The following is a 15667-nucleotide window of genomic DNA, read 5'->3' as shown; positions in this document are numbered from 1 at the left end:
ACCGGCACCGGCAACGCGTGGCGCTTCAGCCAGCGCCGCCGGTACAGCAGCCGCCGCAGCGCGATGGCCGCGGCATACACCGGCGCCAGCAGGCGCGCCGGCAGCGGAATGGCGCTGTCGTCGTACCAGTAGGCGGGCGTGCGGGTGCCCTTGGCCGCCATCAAGGCTGCCTTTCGCGGAACTGCATCTTGTGCAGGTGCTCGTAGAGCCCGCCCAGCGCGAGCAGCTCGGTGTGGGTGCCGCGCTCGACGATGCGGCCGTGGTCCATCACCAGCACCTGGTCGGCGTGTTCGATGGTGGACAGGCGGTGGGCGATCACCAGCGTGGTGCGCTCGGGCATCAGCCGCTGCAGCGCGTCCTGCACCAGGCGCTCGGATTCGTTGTCCAGCGCGGCGGTGGCTTCGTCCAGGATCAGGATCGGGGCATCGCGCAGGATCGCGCGGGCGATCGCCAGGCGCTGGCGCTGGCCGCCGGACAGCAGCGCGCCGTTCTCGCCCACCGGGGTCTGCAACTGCTGCGGCATGCGCTCGATGAACTCCCACGCGTTGGCCGCTTCGGCGGCCGCGCGGATCTGTTCATCGGTGGCCTCCATGCCGTAGGCGATGTTGGCACCCACGCTGTCATCGAACAGGATCACCTTCTGCCCAACCATCGCCACCTGGCGGCGCAGGTCGGCCAGCGGGTAGTCGTCCAGCGCCACCCCGTCCAGGGTGATGCGGCCGCCGCTGGGTTCGTAGAAGCGCGGCACCAGGCGGATGAGGCTGGTCTTGCCACTGCCGGAACGGCCGACGATCGCGGTCACCGTGCCGGGCCTGGCCACGAAACTGATGTCGTCCAGCGCCACGCCGGTGTCTTCGCGGTAGCGCAGCATCACGTGTTCGAAGCTGAGTTCGCCGCGGGCGCGCCCGATCTGCTTGACGCCCTGGTCGCGCTCGACCGGCATGTCCAGGATCGAGAACAGGCGCTCGGCCGCCGACACGCCACGGGCGATGGAGGACTGCACGCTGGTCAGGCGGCGCAGCGAGGGGATGATCGCGGTCATGGAGATCATCAGGCCCATGAACTGGCCCGCGTTGAGGCGGCCGGCCAGGGCTTCGCGGGTGGACACCCACACGATCACCGCCAGCGCCAGCGCGGCCAGGAACTGGACCACGCTGGAGGCGGCGGCGCGGGTGGTTTCCACCTTCATGTTCAGGCCCAGCATGCGGTTGGCCAGGCGCGCATAGCGCGAGATTTCATGCGCCTGGGTGCCGTGCACCTTCACTTCCTGCTGCGCGGCCAGCGACTGCTCGGCGGTCTGGGCCATGCTGCCCATGCCGTCCTGGATGCCACGGCTGATGCGGCGGTAGCGCTTGCCCACGAAGGACACGATCACCCCGATCAGCGGCACCACCACCAGCATGGCCACGGTCACCTTGACGCTCATCTGCAGCATCACCACCAGCATGGCGATGATGGTCAACGTATCGGCGACCAGGGTCTTGAGCGCGTCGGCGCTGGCCTGGGTGACCTGCTCGGTATCGAAGTTGAGCCGGCTGACCATCACCGGGGTGGATTCGCTGTCGAAGTGCGAGGACGGCAGGTGCAGGTATTTTTCCAGCACCTGCTCGCGCAGGTCGCGGACCACGCTGCGGCCGGTGCGTGCCAGCGCGTAGTCGCTGACGAACGTGGCCGCGCTGCGCGCCACGAACAGGCCCAGGATGGTCAGCGGCAGTATCACCGCCATGCGCGGCTCGGGGTTGACGAAGCCCCGGTTGACCAGCGGTTCCATCAGCTTGCTGAAGTGGTAACCGGCCAGCGCCTCGACGACCATGCCGATGACGGCGGCCACCATGAACATCCAGTAGGCGTGGGTATAACCGAGCAGGCGCTTGTAGATCGGCCAGACCGGGGCATGTTTCTTGCTCATGGACGCACCTCCGGCGCGGTAGCGATGGCGATGCGGCGGAAGCCGAGCTGGCCCAGGGCATCCTGGGCGGTGACCACGGCCTGATACGGGGTGCGGGCATCGGCGCGCAGCAGGACGGTCTGCTCGCGGTCGCTGCCGGCCACGGACGCGATGGTCTGCTTGACCGACTCCACGTCGGTGCGCAGCACTTCCTGGTCGTTGATGAAGTAGCGGCCTTCGGCGTTGACCAGCACGCTCAGCGAGCGCGGCGGCTCGGTGGTGTCCTGCTGGCTGGCGGTGGGCAGCTGCAACTGCAGCGTGGAGCGCGCGTCGAAGGTGGTGGTGACCACGAAGAAGATGATCAGCACGAGGATCACGTCGATCAGCGGGACCAGATCGATATGCGGTTCGTCCTGGCCCCGGTCATTGCCGATGCGCATCCGTCAGCCCTTGGCCGTGACGGGCGCGGCGGTGCCGGCCGCCGGCGCACGGGCGGGGCTGTTCATCACGCCCGGGCGACCGTCGAGCGCGTCCAGCAGTGCGCTGGCCTCCTGCTCCATCTCGATCACGTATCCGCCGATGCGGCCCTTGAAATAGCGGTGGAACATCAGTGCCGGAATCGCCACGATCATGCCGGTGGCGGTGCACACCAGTGCCTTGCCGATGCCGCCGGCCAGCTGGTTCACATCGCCCACGCCGTGGTCGAGGATGCCCAGGAACATCTGGATCATGCCGACCACCGTGCCGAGCAGGCCCAGCAACGGACCGGCCGAGGCGATCGTGCCGAGGGCGTTCAGGAAGCGCTCCATGCGATGCACCAGGTGCCGCCCGGCATCCTCGATGCGCTCGCGGATCTGGTCGCGCGGGCGGTTGCGCGCTTCCAGCGCGACCGCCAGCAACGCGCCCAGCGGCGAATTGGCCCGCAGCGACTGGATGTGGCTCGGGTCGAGCTTGCCGCGTGCGGCCCAGTTGCGCACTTCCTGCCCCAGCCCGGGGGGCAGCACTTCGTTACGACGCAAGGTCCAGAAACGCTCCAGGACAATTGCCAAAGCCAGTACGCCCAACAGCAGCAGCGGCACCATCGGCCAGCCACCGGCCTTGACCAGTTCCCACACGTTTCAACCCTCCGGCCCATCGGCCGCCTGTTTGATCGCCGATAGGATAGCAGCCGACCGGCTCCGCTCCGCGGCATCCCACCAACGGGGCTGAAAAACCCGCTGTTCACGCACCTGCAGGCCTTCACGCCCGAGCCAGGCGCGCAGCGCGCCGCTGTCGGCGGTGTTGAGCACTTCGGCCCCCACCGCCTGCCAGCGCGCCACCACCACCGCGCGCGGGTGGCCGAAGCGATTGCCATGCCCGGCCGAGACGATGGCCAGGCGCGGGGCGACGGCCGTCACCCATTCCTCGCTGGACGACCCGGCGCTGCCGTGATGGGGCACCACGATCAACGCGGCGCGCACGGCGGCCGCATCGGCCAGCAGCGCCGCCTCGCTGGCCGCGCCGATGTCGCCGGCCAGCAGGATGGCACCGTGGGCGGTGGCGATGCGCAGCACGCAGCTGCTCTCGTTGCCCCGGTACGGCGTGTCGGGCGGCGGGTGCAGCACCTGGAACCGCACGCCGTCCCATTCCCAGGCCTGGCCGGCCGCACACGGCGCGGTGATCCCGGGCAGCGCCCCGGCCGGCGCGTGCAGGGGCGGCTCGCCGAACGCGCGCCGCACCGCCGCCACGCCACCGGCGTGGTCGCGGTCGCCGTGGCTGAGCAGGACCCGGTCCAGGCGGTCTTCGCCGAGGGCGTGCAGGGTCGGCACCACCACCCGCTCGCCGGCGTCGAAGCCCCCCTCGGCCGCGGGTCCGGCGTCGTACAACAGGCGTTGGTGGCGGGTGCGCACCCAGACAGACAGTCCCTGCCCCACGTCCATCACCAGCAGCTCGACCTCGCCCGGCGGCGGCCGCGACGGGGCCGGCCACAGCAATGGCAGGCACAGCACCAGCGCCGGCAAGCGCCCGCCACTGCCGCGCGGCAGCAGCACGCCGCCCACGCCGAGCAGCGCGGCCAGCACCGCCCAGCGGTCCGCTTCGGGCAACCACCCCAGCGCCCAACCCTGGCGCGCGGCGTGGCCGAACAAGCGCCAACTGGCGTCGAAGCACATCGCGGCCAGCTGCCAGGGCCAGCGCCCGGCCCCGGCCACCACCGCCTCCAGTGCCGTTCCCAGCAAGGCCAATGGCACCACCACCAGGCTCCACCATGGAATGGCCAACAGGTTGACCAGCGGCCCGGCGCGCGACGCCTGGCCGAACAGCGCGACCGTCAGCGGCAGCAAGGCCAGGCTGGCCACGCCCTGGGCACCGATGAAACTGCGCATCCAGCCGCGTTCGTGCCCGGGCAGGCACCACACCAGCCACAGCACCCCGGCAAAACTCAGCCAGAACCCGGGCGCCAGCGGCGCCAGCGGATCGACCAGCAGCACCGCCAGGGCGGCCAGGGCCAGCGACTGGCCAACGGTGGTGGGCCGGCGGGCGCAGCGCGCGGCGGCCACCACGGCGATCATCAGCACCGTGCGCACGGTGGGCAAGGCGAAACCGGCCACCGCCGCATACAGCGCCGCGCCCAGCACCGCCATCAGGGCGGCCGCCAGCGGCCGCGGCAGCGCGCGGCCCAGCGGTGGCCAGCCGCGCCAGGCCAGCGTCGCCAGCCACGCCGCCACCCCGGCCACCAGGCCCACATGGAAGCCGGAGATCGCCACCAGGTGGGTCAGGCCCAACGCGCGCAGGTCGTCCCAGTCGGCCTGGCGCAGGCCACGGGTGTCGCCCAGTGCCAGCGCCTGGACGAAGCGGGCGCCGTCGCCGTGCACCTGGGTGGTGATCGCCGTGGCCATGCGCTCGCGCCAGGCAGGCAGCCCCGTACCCGGCCCCAGCGACCGGGCCTGGCCGGGCGCGCGCACATAGCCGCTGCCGGCCACGCGCTGCAGCACGGCGTGGCGCTCGGCATCGAAGCCGCCGGGGTTGCGCAGCCCCCGCGGCGGCCGCAGCCGCACCGGCAGCTCCCAGCGCGCACCGGCCTGCACCTGCAGCCGCGGGTCACGCCCAACGCCCGGCCGCCCATGCCAGCTCACCACGAACGAACGCCCGCGGACCGGCGCGGGCAGCGCCGGGTCGTCATCCACGGCAAACAGGAAGCGGGTGCTGACCGCCCCGTGCACGGGCAGATCGAGCACCCGGCCCTGCACCCGGTACTCGCCCGCCGCCTGCGCGGGCAGTTGCAGCGCCAGCGCCGCATGCGCGTGCAGGCTTGCCCAGCCCAGCCCGCACAACGCCGCACCCAGCACGCGCCCTCGCCACGGGGCGCCCCACATCGGCACGCCCGCCGCCAGCACCAGGGCCGCCGCCCAGCGCGGCATCAGCACCGGGGCGAACACGCAGGCGCAGGCGCCCAGCAGCAGCGCGGCCGCACAGGCCTTGCCGAACAGGGGCAGGTGCACGGCAGGCCCCCTGCCCTGCAGGACGCTACGGGCGGCCTTCGTTGCGGGGCTGCTGGACATCGGACCATCGTCGGTCGCCTGCGCGGCGCCCACCATCAGTCAGTTGGCGCGCCTGTCGTCGGTCGATCCCGCGCATGCCTTAAAAACGTGAACTGCATCAAATCCGATTTTCACGCGATGCAGACCGCATAAAGTGCTGTCGTATGTTTTGTCGGCCATGGCGTTGCATCTGGACGGTTTCGCCGATAGTGTCCGTTCAGCCCCGGCACCGCCGCAGGCAGCGCACCACCCACGTGAACGGAGGTATCCGTGCAGCTGAGCTGGTTGAAAAAGGAGTTTCACCTCAATCTGCGCATCCATCCGATCGGCGTGGTGCTGGCCGTGCTGTATGCGCTGTCTTACTGGATCGCGCGCGGCACCTCGGTGGACCAGTTCTACCTGCCCGCCGGCGTGCGTGTCGCCGCCCTGCTGCTGGCGCCGCCGCGATACTGGCCGTACCTGATCGCAGGCGAGTATCTGTTCTTCGCGCAGGCGCGTTTCCCGCTGATCGAGAAATATGGCCTGGCCTGGGTCGTCATCGCCTCGGCGGTCTTGATGCCCACCGTGGCATTGATCGTGCACGCCCACCGCCGGCTGATGGCCTCCAACAACGAATCCTGGCTGTTGTCGGTCGCCGTGCTGGCGGCGCTGTCGGTCTCCCTCCTCAACCAGGGCCTGGCCTACCTGCTGATGCCCACGCTGCACGACGCGGTGTCCTGGACCGGGGTGGCGCGTTATGTGATCGGCGATTATCTCGGCATCCTGATCTTCGCGCCGCTGGCGCTGCTGTGGACGCGCCGCCACGTCGCCTACGTGGCCACCCGCGGGTGGTCGTTCGCCCTGCCCGTCTCGCTGGGCCTGATCGTGCTGCTGGGCCTGGCCGCGATGCGGCTGCCCGAGAGCAACGCCATCGCCAAGCACAGCCTGCACCTGGCGATGATGTTCCCGGCCATCGCGCTGACCTGCCTGTACGGCTGGCGCGGCGCGGCGGTGAGCGTGGTCACGCTGAACCTGACCATCGGCCTGACCCTGCAGAGCACCGGCCTGCCCGGCTCATTTGACGACACGACGTTCCTGTCACAGCAGATCCTGGCGGTGACCGGTACGACGCTGCTGCTGCTCGGCTCGACCATTTCCCACCATTACCACCGGTTCAAACAACGCGACCGGCTCGGCAACCGGGCGCTGGACCTGGCGCGCATCTCGCACCTGGCCAGCGAGCAGGACATGCGCGAGCGGGCCCTGCACATGAAGCGCATCAGCGACGATATCGACACCTCCTTCAGCAAGGCGGTGGAGTGGTTGAAGGAACGCGGCCACCATGCGCCGGCGATGGACATGCTGCGCAGCAACCTGGCCCATTCCCTGCAGTTCCGCGAGCAGATGAGCCTGGTCTACCCGACCGAGATCGAATACTCCGGGCTGTATGTCGCGCTGCGCATCGGCGGTATCGCCGAGGCCTGGAACGCCACCGATCGGATTGCGCGCCCGCTGCTGGCCGGTGACCCGTGCCAGCTCAGCCTCGGCCTGCAGTTGGCGGCCTATCGCAGCCTGTCCGATGCGGTGGGGCTGCTGCTGCGCAGCGAGCACGGCTACCTGCAGATCCGCACCCGCTGCGGCAAACGTGGCGATACGCGCGGCATCGTGATGACCATTGCCCTGCTCGACCCCACCCGCCGGCTGACCCGCAGCACGGCCGCGCAGGCGATGGAGCTGCTGGGCGGCCGGGTACTGGCTTACGGCGGCACCGTGCAGTGCCGCCGTAACCGTATCCGCCTGACCCTGATCGAGATGCCGGTGACTTACCGGGTACCGTCCGGGCTTTCCACCGACCAGATCATGCCGCCGGCCGTGCTGTAACCGACCAGCAGCATCTGCGGCTTGCGATACACCACGGTGCGGGTTGCCCCCGCGGGGATATCGAGCAGGTGGCTGGGCAGCGAGACGCGGTCGGCGTCCACGCCGCCCGGCAGGGTCCAGAACTCGCGGTCGACATTGCCGATGATCGCGTGCACGTTGCCGTCGCGGTCATTGACCTGCAGGTACCAGATGCCGTCGCGCTTGAACTCGAACGCCTTCCACGCCGATGTCTGGCTGACGTTGAGGGCCAGCGGCGCCGATTCGCCGATGCCTTTGGAAGCGATCGAGACGCCGTGCGGATCGGTGCTGCAGCAGGTGCCAGCGGCCTGGGTGTTCTGTGCGAGCGCCAGCGCCGGTGCGAACACGCCCGCCGCGATGGTAATGACAGTAAGACGATGCAGCATCCTCATGATGCCTCCTCATAATGGTTGAAGTTTCCTGACCTCGCCCAACTGGATGGAATCCCTGCCAATTGGCCCGCAGACGCTAGCACAAGATTCCGGGGACGGCAGTATTGGCCCGCGGGGCCCTGATAGTCAGGTGACGGAAACGGCCCGTCAGGAAAATGGCGCCCGTGAAAGTCGCGAAAATACGTGACTTTCCAGTGGGACACGGACGGGCGGCATCGTCGGGCGCGGATCGATCCAAATGCCGTCCGCGTCGGAATGATGGTGGTGCCTCGAGTGGATGACACGCAGGGCGCACCCGCGTATCTGCCTGGCCGCGCTCCGTGCAACAAACGCTGCCATCGGCCGAGTTGAAACGAGCGATCCGGTGCGAACTGCGCAACCCCCACCACGCGCCGATCCAAGAGCCGCCCGTACCTGCAGGCAAAACCGCTGCGCCATGCGACGAGAACGAAAACGAAAAAAACGCCAATCGGCGCTGTCTGGAATCCTGGGAGAATGCTTATGGATGACGTGCCCCGCTTCGGGGCCACTACCAGGTCACCTTGCGTGACCTGCAAACTGCTCTTTCCACTTCAAACCTTGATGTCGCTGGCTTGAGAGTGGTGGGCGGTACAGGGTTCGAACCTGTGACCCCTACCATGTCAAGGTAGTGCTCTACCGCTGAGCTAACCGCCCGTTTCCTGCCCTGCACCGCTGCGATTGCGTCGGTGCAGGCCGCGTATATTACGGAGGTCCCCCGGGAAGCGCAATACTTTTGTGAAGATAATTCACGGTATCGCGTTCAGCCCAGGCTGGCTTCCTTCAACACCCGGATCTGGTCGCGGACATGGGCGGCGTCCTCGAATTCCAGGTCGCGCGCGTGCTGGTACATCTTCTGCTCCAGGGCCTGCAGGCGCTTGGCGATCTGCGCCGGCTCCAGCGTACGGTAGTCCACCGCCTCCTCGGCGACGCGGCCGCCACGGCCCTTGCCCTTGCCCCGCGCCTCCTTCTCGGCCGCCTCCGAACGGGCGCCCTCCAGGACGTCGGTGATCGGCCGCAGCACCGAGGTGGGCGTGATCCCGTGCAGCGTGTTGTACTCGACCTGCTTGGCGCGACGGCGGTCGGTTTCGTCGATGGCCGCCTGCATCGAGCGCGTCATCTTGTCCGCGTACAGGATCGCCTTGCCACGCAGGTTGCGCGCGGCGCGGCCGATGGTCTGGATCAGCGAGCCGGTGGAGCGCAGGAAGCCTTCCTTGTCCGCATCCAGGATCGCCACCAGCGACACCTCGGGCATGTCCAGGCCTTCGCGCAGCAGGTTGATGCCGACCAGCACGTCGAACTTGCCCAGGCGCAGGTCGCGGATGATTTCCACGCGCTCGACCGTGTCGATGTCCGAGTGCAGGTAGCGCACGCGGATGCCGTGCTCGGTGAGGTATTCGGTGAGGTTCTCGGCCATGCGCTTGGTCAGCGTGGTGACCAGCACGCGGTCGCCGAGCTTGATCCGCTCGTTGACCTCGCTCATCAGGTCGTCCACCTGGGTGCCGACCGGGCGGATCTCGACCACCGGATCGATCAGGCCGGTCGGACGCACCACCAGCTCGGTGATCTCATCGCCGGCCTCGCGCAGCTCGTACGGCCCCGGCGTGGCCGAGACATAGATGCTGCGCGGGCAGCGCGCCTCCCACTCCTCGAACCGCAGCGGGCGGTTGTCCAGCGCCGACGGCAGCCGGAAGCCGAACTCGACCAGCGTTTCCTTGCGCGAGCGGTCGCCCTTGAACATCGCCCCGATCTGCGGAATGGTCACGTGCGACTCGTCGATCACCAGCAGCGCATCCGGCGGCAGGTAATCGAACAGGGTCGGCGGCGGCTCGCCCGGCGCCTTGCCGGTGAGATGGCGGGAGTAGTTCTCGATGCCGTTGCAGAAGCCCACTTCGGCCATCATTTCCAGGTCGAACTGGGTGCGCTGGGCCAGCCGCTGCGCCTCCACCAGCTTGTTCTGCTCATACAGCTGTTCCAGGCGCGGCTTGAGCTCGGCCTTGATGGTCTCCACCGCCGACAGCACCCGCTCGCGCGTGGTGGCGTAGTGGGTCTTGGGGTAGACCGTATAGCGCATCAGCTTGCGCAGGCTCTCGCCGGTGAGCGGGTCGAACATGCTGATCTGCTCCACCTCGCCATCGAACAGCTCGATGCGCACCGCCTCGCTGTCCGACTCGGCCGGGAACACGTCGATCACCTCGCCGCGCACGCGGAAGGTGCCGCGCTGCAGTTCGTACTCGTTGCGCGTGTACTGCAGCTGGGTGAGGTGGTTGATCAGGTCGCGCTGGTCGATGCGCTCGCCGGTGGACAGGATCAGGCGCAGCGACAGGTAGTCTTCCGGCGCGCCCAGGCCGTAGATCGCCGACACGGTGGCGACCACGATCGCATCCGGGCGCGACAGCAGCGTCTTGGTCGCGGCCAACCGCATCTGCTCGATGTGCTCGTTGATCGAACTGTCCTTCTCGATGAAGGTGTCCGACGAGGGCACGTAGGCCTCGGGCTGATAGTAGTCGTAGTAGCTGACGAAGTATTCCACCGCGTTGTGCGGGAAGAACGACTTGAACTCGCCGTAGAGCTGCGCGGCCAGCGTCTTGTTGGGCGCCATGATCAGCGTCGGCTTCTGGACCTGCTGGATGACGTTGGCGATGGTGTAGGTCTTGCCCGACCCGGTCACGCCCAGCAGGGTCTGCTTGGCGATGCCCGCCTCGAAGTTGGCGGTCAGCTTCTCGATCGCCGCCGGCTGGTCGCCGGCCGGTGAATACGGAGAGACAAGTTCGAAGCGATCGCTCATGGTGCCGCCAAATCCCGGGCCCTCCAGTATACCGGGGGCAAAGGTGACGGCCGGCTGAGGGGACGGCCGACGCGGCGTTGCGGGGGCGGCTGATGGGCCGTGGCTGGCGGGCCGCGCAGGCTGGGTTTCCTGCCGCTGCCGCCGGGATGTCGATGCCCTCTCCTACGCGCTTCGCCCCGCGCCGCCGCCCTGCGGGCTGGAGCCTGGTCGAATGCCTGGTCGCGGTGCTGGTCCTGGGCGTGCTGTGCGCCGTGGCCTTGCCCGATGCACGGGCGCTGCTGGATCGCCAGCGCGCCGCCAACGCCCGCCACCTGCTCAGCACCGACCTGGCCTTCGCGCGGCTGGCCGCCATCCAGCGCCACGCCGAAGTGAGCGTGTGTGCCAGCGTGGAGGGGCGCCACTGTGCCGGCGTGGATGCCTGGGGCAGCGGCTGGATGGTGTATGAAGCGCCCGCCGGAAGCAGCGCACCGCCTGCGGCCGATGGCGTGCTGCGCCACCAGGCGTGGCGGGCACCGCCCGGCTGGCGGATCGTGGGCAATCGTGGCCGCAGCCGGCTGCGCTATCGCCCCGACGGCCGCGCGTACGGCACCAATCTGTCGCTGTGGATCTGCCGCCATGACCATCTGTATGGGCGGGTGGTGATCAACAACACCGGGCGCGTGCGCTCGGAGGTGCACGACGCCCCCGGTGGCTGCATCCGCTGATCCGCCGGGCCGGCGCGGCCGGCGGCGAAACAAAAAAAGCCGCGATTTCTCGCGGCTTTTTCAGATCTGGCGCCCGAAGTTGGACTCGAACCAACGACCCCCTGATTAACAGTCAAGTGCTCTAACCGGCTGAGCTATTCGGGCGGGGAGGCGCATTGTAAAGGTGCTTTGGCTGAAGGGCAACACCTTGCCGCATGCTTCGCTTCAGCCCTGCCCCACCCTGCCCGGCTTACCAGCAGTCGGCCAGTTCGCCGGTGCTGTTGCTCTTGCGGTTGGCCTGGTCCACGCCGAGCGTGCCACACCCGTCCTTGGCCTGCTCGCCATCGGGCGTGGCGGTGATGGAGAAGCTGGAGCCATCCCCCTCGAACGCCAGGTTGTAGCGCACCGTGCCGCCTTCGCGCGGCGAGACTTCCACCGGCAGGGCGAAGTTGGCGTAGGTGTTGTTGACCGAGTGGTAGCGCTCGGCCCGCTGCGCGTACTCGACCATGTCCGCCTTGACCACGCCACGCCGCGTCTTCAGCAGGTGCTGCTTGTAGGAGGGATAAGCCACCGCCGCGAGCACGGCGATGACCAGCACCACGATCATCAACTCGATCAGGGTGAAACCCGCGCTGCCGGCCTTGCCGCGAAGAGTGCTGCTGTTGTTCATCATGTCCAGGCTTCCGGCACGTTATTGGATCTGGCGCCAGGATTGGCGACCACAGGGGTACGGCAGGTACAGCGGTTCGGCACCGGCCACGTTGACGACCATCCAGCAGGCGCGGTCGCTGGGGCCGCCGCCGGCGCCCAGTCGCGGCACCACGGCCACGCCGACGTCCTTGACCGGTGCGGTGCCGCCGGTATTCAAGCTGGTGGCGGCCGTGCCGGTGCCGTAGGGATCGCCCTCCGGGGAACCGATACGCGCCTGGTCCAGCGCGGCGACGCCACTGACCGGGTTCAAGCCGAACAGCCAGTTGGAGCCCTCGGTGGAGCAGCCCTCGGCGCCATTGTTGGGCAGGTAGGTGGGCAGGAATACCACGCCGGCCGCCACTGCAGGATTGCCGACGAAGCGTTCACCCGAGCCGGGCAAGGCCACCCGCCAACCGTAGGCCGTGCCGGTGAAGTCGGCCGCCACCACCGAGCGCTTGGTGCCGGTGGCATCGGTGTTGACCGTATAGGACACCAGATCGGTCGGGGTCAGGGTCGTCGTCGGCTGCCGCCCACTGACGTCGTTGACGCCGTAGAGGGCCTGGGAGGCCGTGTCCTGCGGATCGCTGCTGAAGGAGAAACTGCCGGTGCCGAACAGCAGCATCACGCCGCCGCCCGGGCCGGTGACGGTGGTCATGCCGCCGGTGATCGGCTGGCGGAATACCTGCCCGTTGTTGTTGTCGGTCTGGCGCTGGGTGGTGAACACCGGCACGGTGACGCTGTCGCTCGCGCTCTCCAGGTCGAACTTCCACAGTGCGCCACGCTGGTCGGCGGCGTACACGGTATCGGCCAGGCCGTCACGGCCGCGCACGCTCTCCTGCCCGACCGGCGGATTGGCCGCCGGGTTGGGGCGCCAGCGGTCGATGACCACGATGTTGCCCAGCCCGTTGGTGCCGGCCGGGGCGGTACTGGTGCCCTCGGTGGCGGTGATCATGCGCACCGCGCCATCGGCCATGTCGACCACGAACAGCACGGCCTTGCCGTCGGCGCTGTTGTAACCGTTGCCGAAGATCGCCTTCCACGCCACGTCGTCACCGTTTTTCACCGGCACGATGACCGGCTTGCCCAGCACGTGGCCGATATTGGCACGCACCGCGGCGGACAGGTCGGTGTTGACGTCGCTGATCTCCCACAGGCGGTTGGTGGTGCCGAAGGTCGAGGGGTCGGTCACGTCCAGACCGAACACCGCGCGCCCGCCGGCGCCGGCGGTGCCCACCAGGGCCGTGGCCCAGTTGCCCGAACGCTGCACGTCGGCCACGGTGATGGGGCCATCCACGTAATAGCGGTGGCGGAATTTCTGGTCGTTCTTGTTGGCGGCCTTGTAGGGATACAGCAGGTTGCCCATGTGGCCGAGCGCGGTGCCGGGGATGTAGCCGAAGGTTTCGGTGCCACCGGCGCTGTCGGTGTTGCCTTCCCCGTCCATGCCGCCGTCGAAGGCATGCAGCATGCCGTCATTGGCCCCCACGTAGACCATGTACCGCCCGTTTTCGCGCTTGCTGGCCAGGTACTCGGCGTAGGACTCGGCGAAGTCCGTGCTGATGCGCTGGTAGCCGTAGTCATCGCGCGGGGAGCTGATCACCGGGCTGGAGTTGACGATGTCGCCCAGCACGGTGCTGCGCGAGCGGTAGATGCCGTTGGCTTTGCTGACCTCACGCGACTGGTCGCCCTTCAGGTAGGCCAGGGCCGCAGTGAGATTGCCGCCCAGCGCCTCGATCTCCGCGCCACTGCACAGCACCATGTCCCCGTAGAGGCCACTGGGCTTGTTGCACAGGTCGGCGAAGGCGATGTTGGTGCTGTTGAAGGTAACCGCGCTTGCGCCCTTGGTGGCGACGACGTTGCGCGCGGTCTGCGTGGCCATCTTGGCCGAGGCTTCCCACGCCGCGGTGTATTCGGCCACGCGGGTCTGCTCATTGACGCTCAGGGTCGAGGCGGTCAGGCGGCTGAACCAGTCGGTTTCCTGGTTGCCCACCTCGAAGGTCGGGGTGACCGACAGCGAGCCGGCACCGATGCGCGCACCGGTAAGGCCCAGGCTGCCCGAGGAGGCTTCGCCGGCCGCCACCGAGGACAGCACCCGGCGCATGGCCGCGGTGATGTCCGAGGGGGTACGCGCATTGATGTATTCGCCGCGGGTGTTGGTGGCCGCGTGCCAGATGTCATCCACGGTGCTGGGGTTGTCGTTCTGCCGCGACGGCCAGTTGTTGTAGATGGCCGGCGTTGTGTACGGGTTCTGCGGGTTGGTAGGGTTGTACAGGTTGCCACGCGCACCCAAGGTGATGCCGTAGAAGTTGATGTGCAGGTCTTTGTTGCAATCCAACGACGGGTCGGCGTTGCCCGTGCCACAGGCCTGCGGAACCGGCACCTGCCCACGCGGCATATTGGTATCGGTGCGCAGCGGATTGAGATAGTACTGGGACACGATATCGGCCATCGTATTCTCGTTGCCATCCTTGAATGGTGCCGCCATCACACCATCGATGTTGCCGATCTTCGGGCCGTCCTGGTTGCTGTACCCGTCGGTGAAGAGCATCACCGCATTCTTCTGGCACGACAGGCGCACCGGCGCGTTGCTGTCGGTGCGCTGGAACTGCATGCCGGCGGCATTCACCGCCTGCCGGTTTGGCGTGCTACCGCTGGCGGTCAGTGCGATCATCTTCTTGTACAGCGCGATCTTTTCCGACGGCGTGCCCATGTTCTGGATGGCCAGCCGCTTCTTGTCATTGTCCGCGCTGTCGTAGGAGCCGTGCTCGTTGATCTTGAAGTAACCGACGTACATGTTGTTGACGTCCATGGCGCGGGTCATGCCGGCGATCATGGCGCGGTTGCGGTTGCCGTAGTACGAGTACCAGTTGGCGAAATTCTGCAGTGCCGCCGTGTCGCTGGTGCTCAGCACATACTTCCACATGTGGCAACCGGTGCCACAGGCATTGTCCACCTTGGTACGGCTCACGGCGCTGTAGGCATTGGCAGTACCGTCCAGCTGCGGGTAGGCATCGCCCGTACCGGTCCACGGCATGAAGAAGGTGGCCGGGGTGTACTGGATGCTTGCGTAACCCGCGCTGTTGTAGGTAGTGCCACGAGTGTTGCTGTTGACCGCGCCAAAGGTGTAGGAAACAAAGTTGCCGTTCCTGTCATTGTTGCGGGTGACAGACCGGTACGGCGTATTGGCGGGGATGGTCATGCCGTTCTGCATGCGCACCACGTCCCAGTTGGCGGTACCCAGGTAAGCGGCTCCCACGGCCACGGTGTCGGTCTTCCGGGGATCGATGAGGGTATTGGCGGTTGACGCGTTTCCGTACGCCTGGATCTTCTCCACGCGCGCGACGGTGAACACGCCCAGCCACGGCTCATATTTGACCGTGGGATCGTAGAACGTCGGATTGTAGGCGGCCGAACGCGCGAATCCGTAAAGGTCCAGCGAGGGAATGCCATTCCATTCGTTGACGCGCGGCCCTGGCAAAACGTAGAAGTAACTGCATTCGCCCTGCGTGGTGCCGGACGCGTTCTTGATCGTTTCAGGCGTATTGAGTGCACCGTTGGCAGTGAAGAAGCTCTGTCGGGTGTTGCTCCAGCAGGCCGTGCCGTCCTGCCCGGGGAACTGGGTCTGGAAGGTCATCGAGCCGGAGTCATCCACCGCCATGATGAAGGACGGCGTGGCCGACACCTTCACGTTCATGGGGATCTGCGAGAGCGCGCCCTGCGCCTGCGCGGCGAACAGCGAGTAGGCCAACCAGCCGCCAGCTGCCACCAGCAGCAGGCCCGAGCCCGTCACGATCTTGGTCTTTCGGGTGAGCATG

At 67.8% G+C, this 15667-nt stretch carries 10 protein-coding genes, 2 tRNA genes and 1 pseudogene; 2 read left to right on the top strand and 11 right to left on the bottom strand.

The features are described 5' to 3' along the window. The 5 genes and pseudogenes from RSA25_RS08870 to RSA25_RS08850 form a co-directional block, all read right to left on the bottom strand. A pseudogene (locus RSA25_RS08870) lies at positions 1-161 on the bottom strand (tetraacyldisaccharide 4'-kinase); the annotation flags it as partial. Continuing rightward, a complete protein-coding gene (gene msbA / locus RSA25_RS08865; protein ID WP_332808525.1) occupies positions 161-1909 on the bottom strand; it encodes a lipid A export permease/ATP-binding protein MsbA in 1749 nt (582 codons plus the stop codon). The gene msbA and the pseudogene RSA25_RS08870, both read right to left, overlap by 1 nt. Further along, complete coding sequence (locus RSA25_RS08860) at positions 1906-2328, bottom strand: biopolymer transporter ExbD (RefSeq protein WP_332808524.1); 423 nt, start codon at positions 2326-2328, stop codon at positions 1906-1908. Before RSA25_RS08860 ends, msbA begins: the two co-directional genes overlap by 4 nt. A 3-nt stretch (positions 2329-2331) precedes the next feature. Beyond that, positions 2332-3003, bottom strand: coding sequence for a MotA/TolQ/ExbB proton channel family protein (locus RSA25_RS08855; protein WP_332808523.1), 672 nt, complete (start codon positions 3001-3003; stop codon positions 2332-2334). Between the two features lie 3 nt (positions 3004-3006). Then, the gene (locus RSA25_RS08850) at positions 3007-5367 is read right to left on the bottom strand and encodes a DNA internalization-related competence protein ComEC/Rec2 (RefSeq protein WP_332808522.1); all 2361 of its coding nucleotides are present in this window, start codon (positions 5365-5367) and stop codon (positions 3007-3009) included. Between the two features lie 309 nt (positions 5368-5676). On the opposite strand from RSA25_RS08850, the gene RSA25_RS08845 reads away from it, so the two are divergent. Then, a complete protein-coding gene (locus RSA25_RS08845) occupies positions 5677-7266 on the top strand; it encodes an MASE1 domain-containing protein (RefSeq protein ID WP_332808521.1) in 1590 nt (529 codons plus the stop codon). Here RSA25_RS08845 and RSA25_RS08840 read toward each other — a convergent pair. From RSA25_RS08840 to uvrB, 3 genes are all read right to left on the bottom strand, one after another. Further along, the gene (locus RSA25_RS08840) at positions 7209-7676 is read right to left on the bottom strand and encodes a hypothetical protein (RefSeq protein WP_332808520.1); all 468 of its coding nucleotides are present in this window, start codon (positions 7674-7676) and stop codon (positions 7209-7211) included. The two genes, RSA25_RS08845 and RSA25_RS08840, sit on opposite strands and share 58 nt — an antisense overlap. A gap of 600 nt (positions 7677-8276) precedes the next feature. Continuing rightward, a tRNA-Val gene (locus RSA25_RS08835) sits at positions 8277-8351 on the bottom strand. A gap of 106 nt (positions 8352-8457) precedes the next feature. After that, a complete protein-coding gene (uvrB, locus tag RSA25_RS08830) occupies positions 8458-10482 on the bottom strand; it encodes an excinuclease ABC subunit UvrB (protein ID WP_332808519.1) in 2025 nt (674 codons plus the stop codon). 152 nt (positions 10483-10634) lie between these two features. On the opposite strand from uvrB, the gene RSA25_RS08825 reads away from it, so the two are divergent. Continuing rightward, positions 10635-11186, top strand: coding sequence for a GspH/FimT family pseudopilin (locus RSA25_RS08825; RefSeq protein ID WP_332808518.1), 552 nt, complete (start codon positions 10635-10637; stop codon positions 11184-11186). A gap of 67 nt (positions 11187-11253) precedes the next feature. On the opposite strand, the gene RSA25_RS08820 is transcribed toward RSA25_RS08825, so the two are convergent. From RSA25_RS08820 to RSA25_RS08810, 3 genes are all read right to left on the bottom strand, one after another. Then, positions 11254-11330 (bottom strand) — tRNA-Asn (locus tag RSA25_RS08820). Between the two features lie 85 nt (positions 11331-11415). Continuing rightward, a complete protein-coding gene (locus RSA25_RS08815; protein ID WP_332808528.1) occupies positions 11416-11835 on the bottom strand; it encodes a type IV pilin protein in 420 nt (139 codons plus the stop codon). A gap of 21 nt (positions 11836-11856) precedes the next feature. Continuing rightward, the gene (locus RSA25_RS08810; protein WP_332808517.1) at positions 11857-15666 is read right to left on the bottom strand and encodes a PilC/PilY family type IV pilus protein; all 3810 of its coding nucleotides are present in this window, start codon (positions 15664-15666) and stop codon (positions 11857-11859) included. Position 15667: the final 1 nt, after the last annotated feature.

This window comes from Stenotrophomonas sp. (assembly GCF_036662295.1).
GTDB lineage: Bacteria > Pseudomonadota > Gammaproteobacteria > Xanthomonadales > Xanthomonadaceae > Stenotrophomonas.
This window is presented reverse-complemented; position numbering and strand designations above follow the sequence as displayed.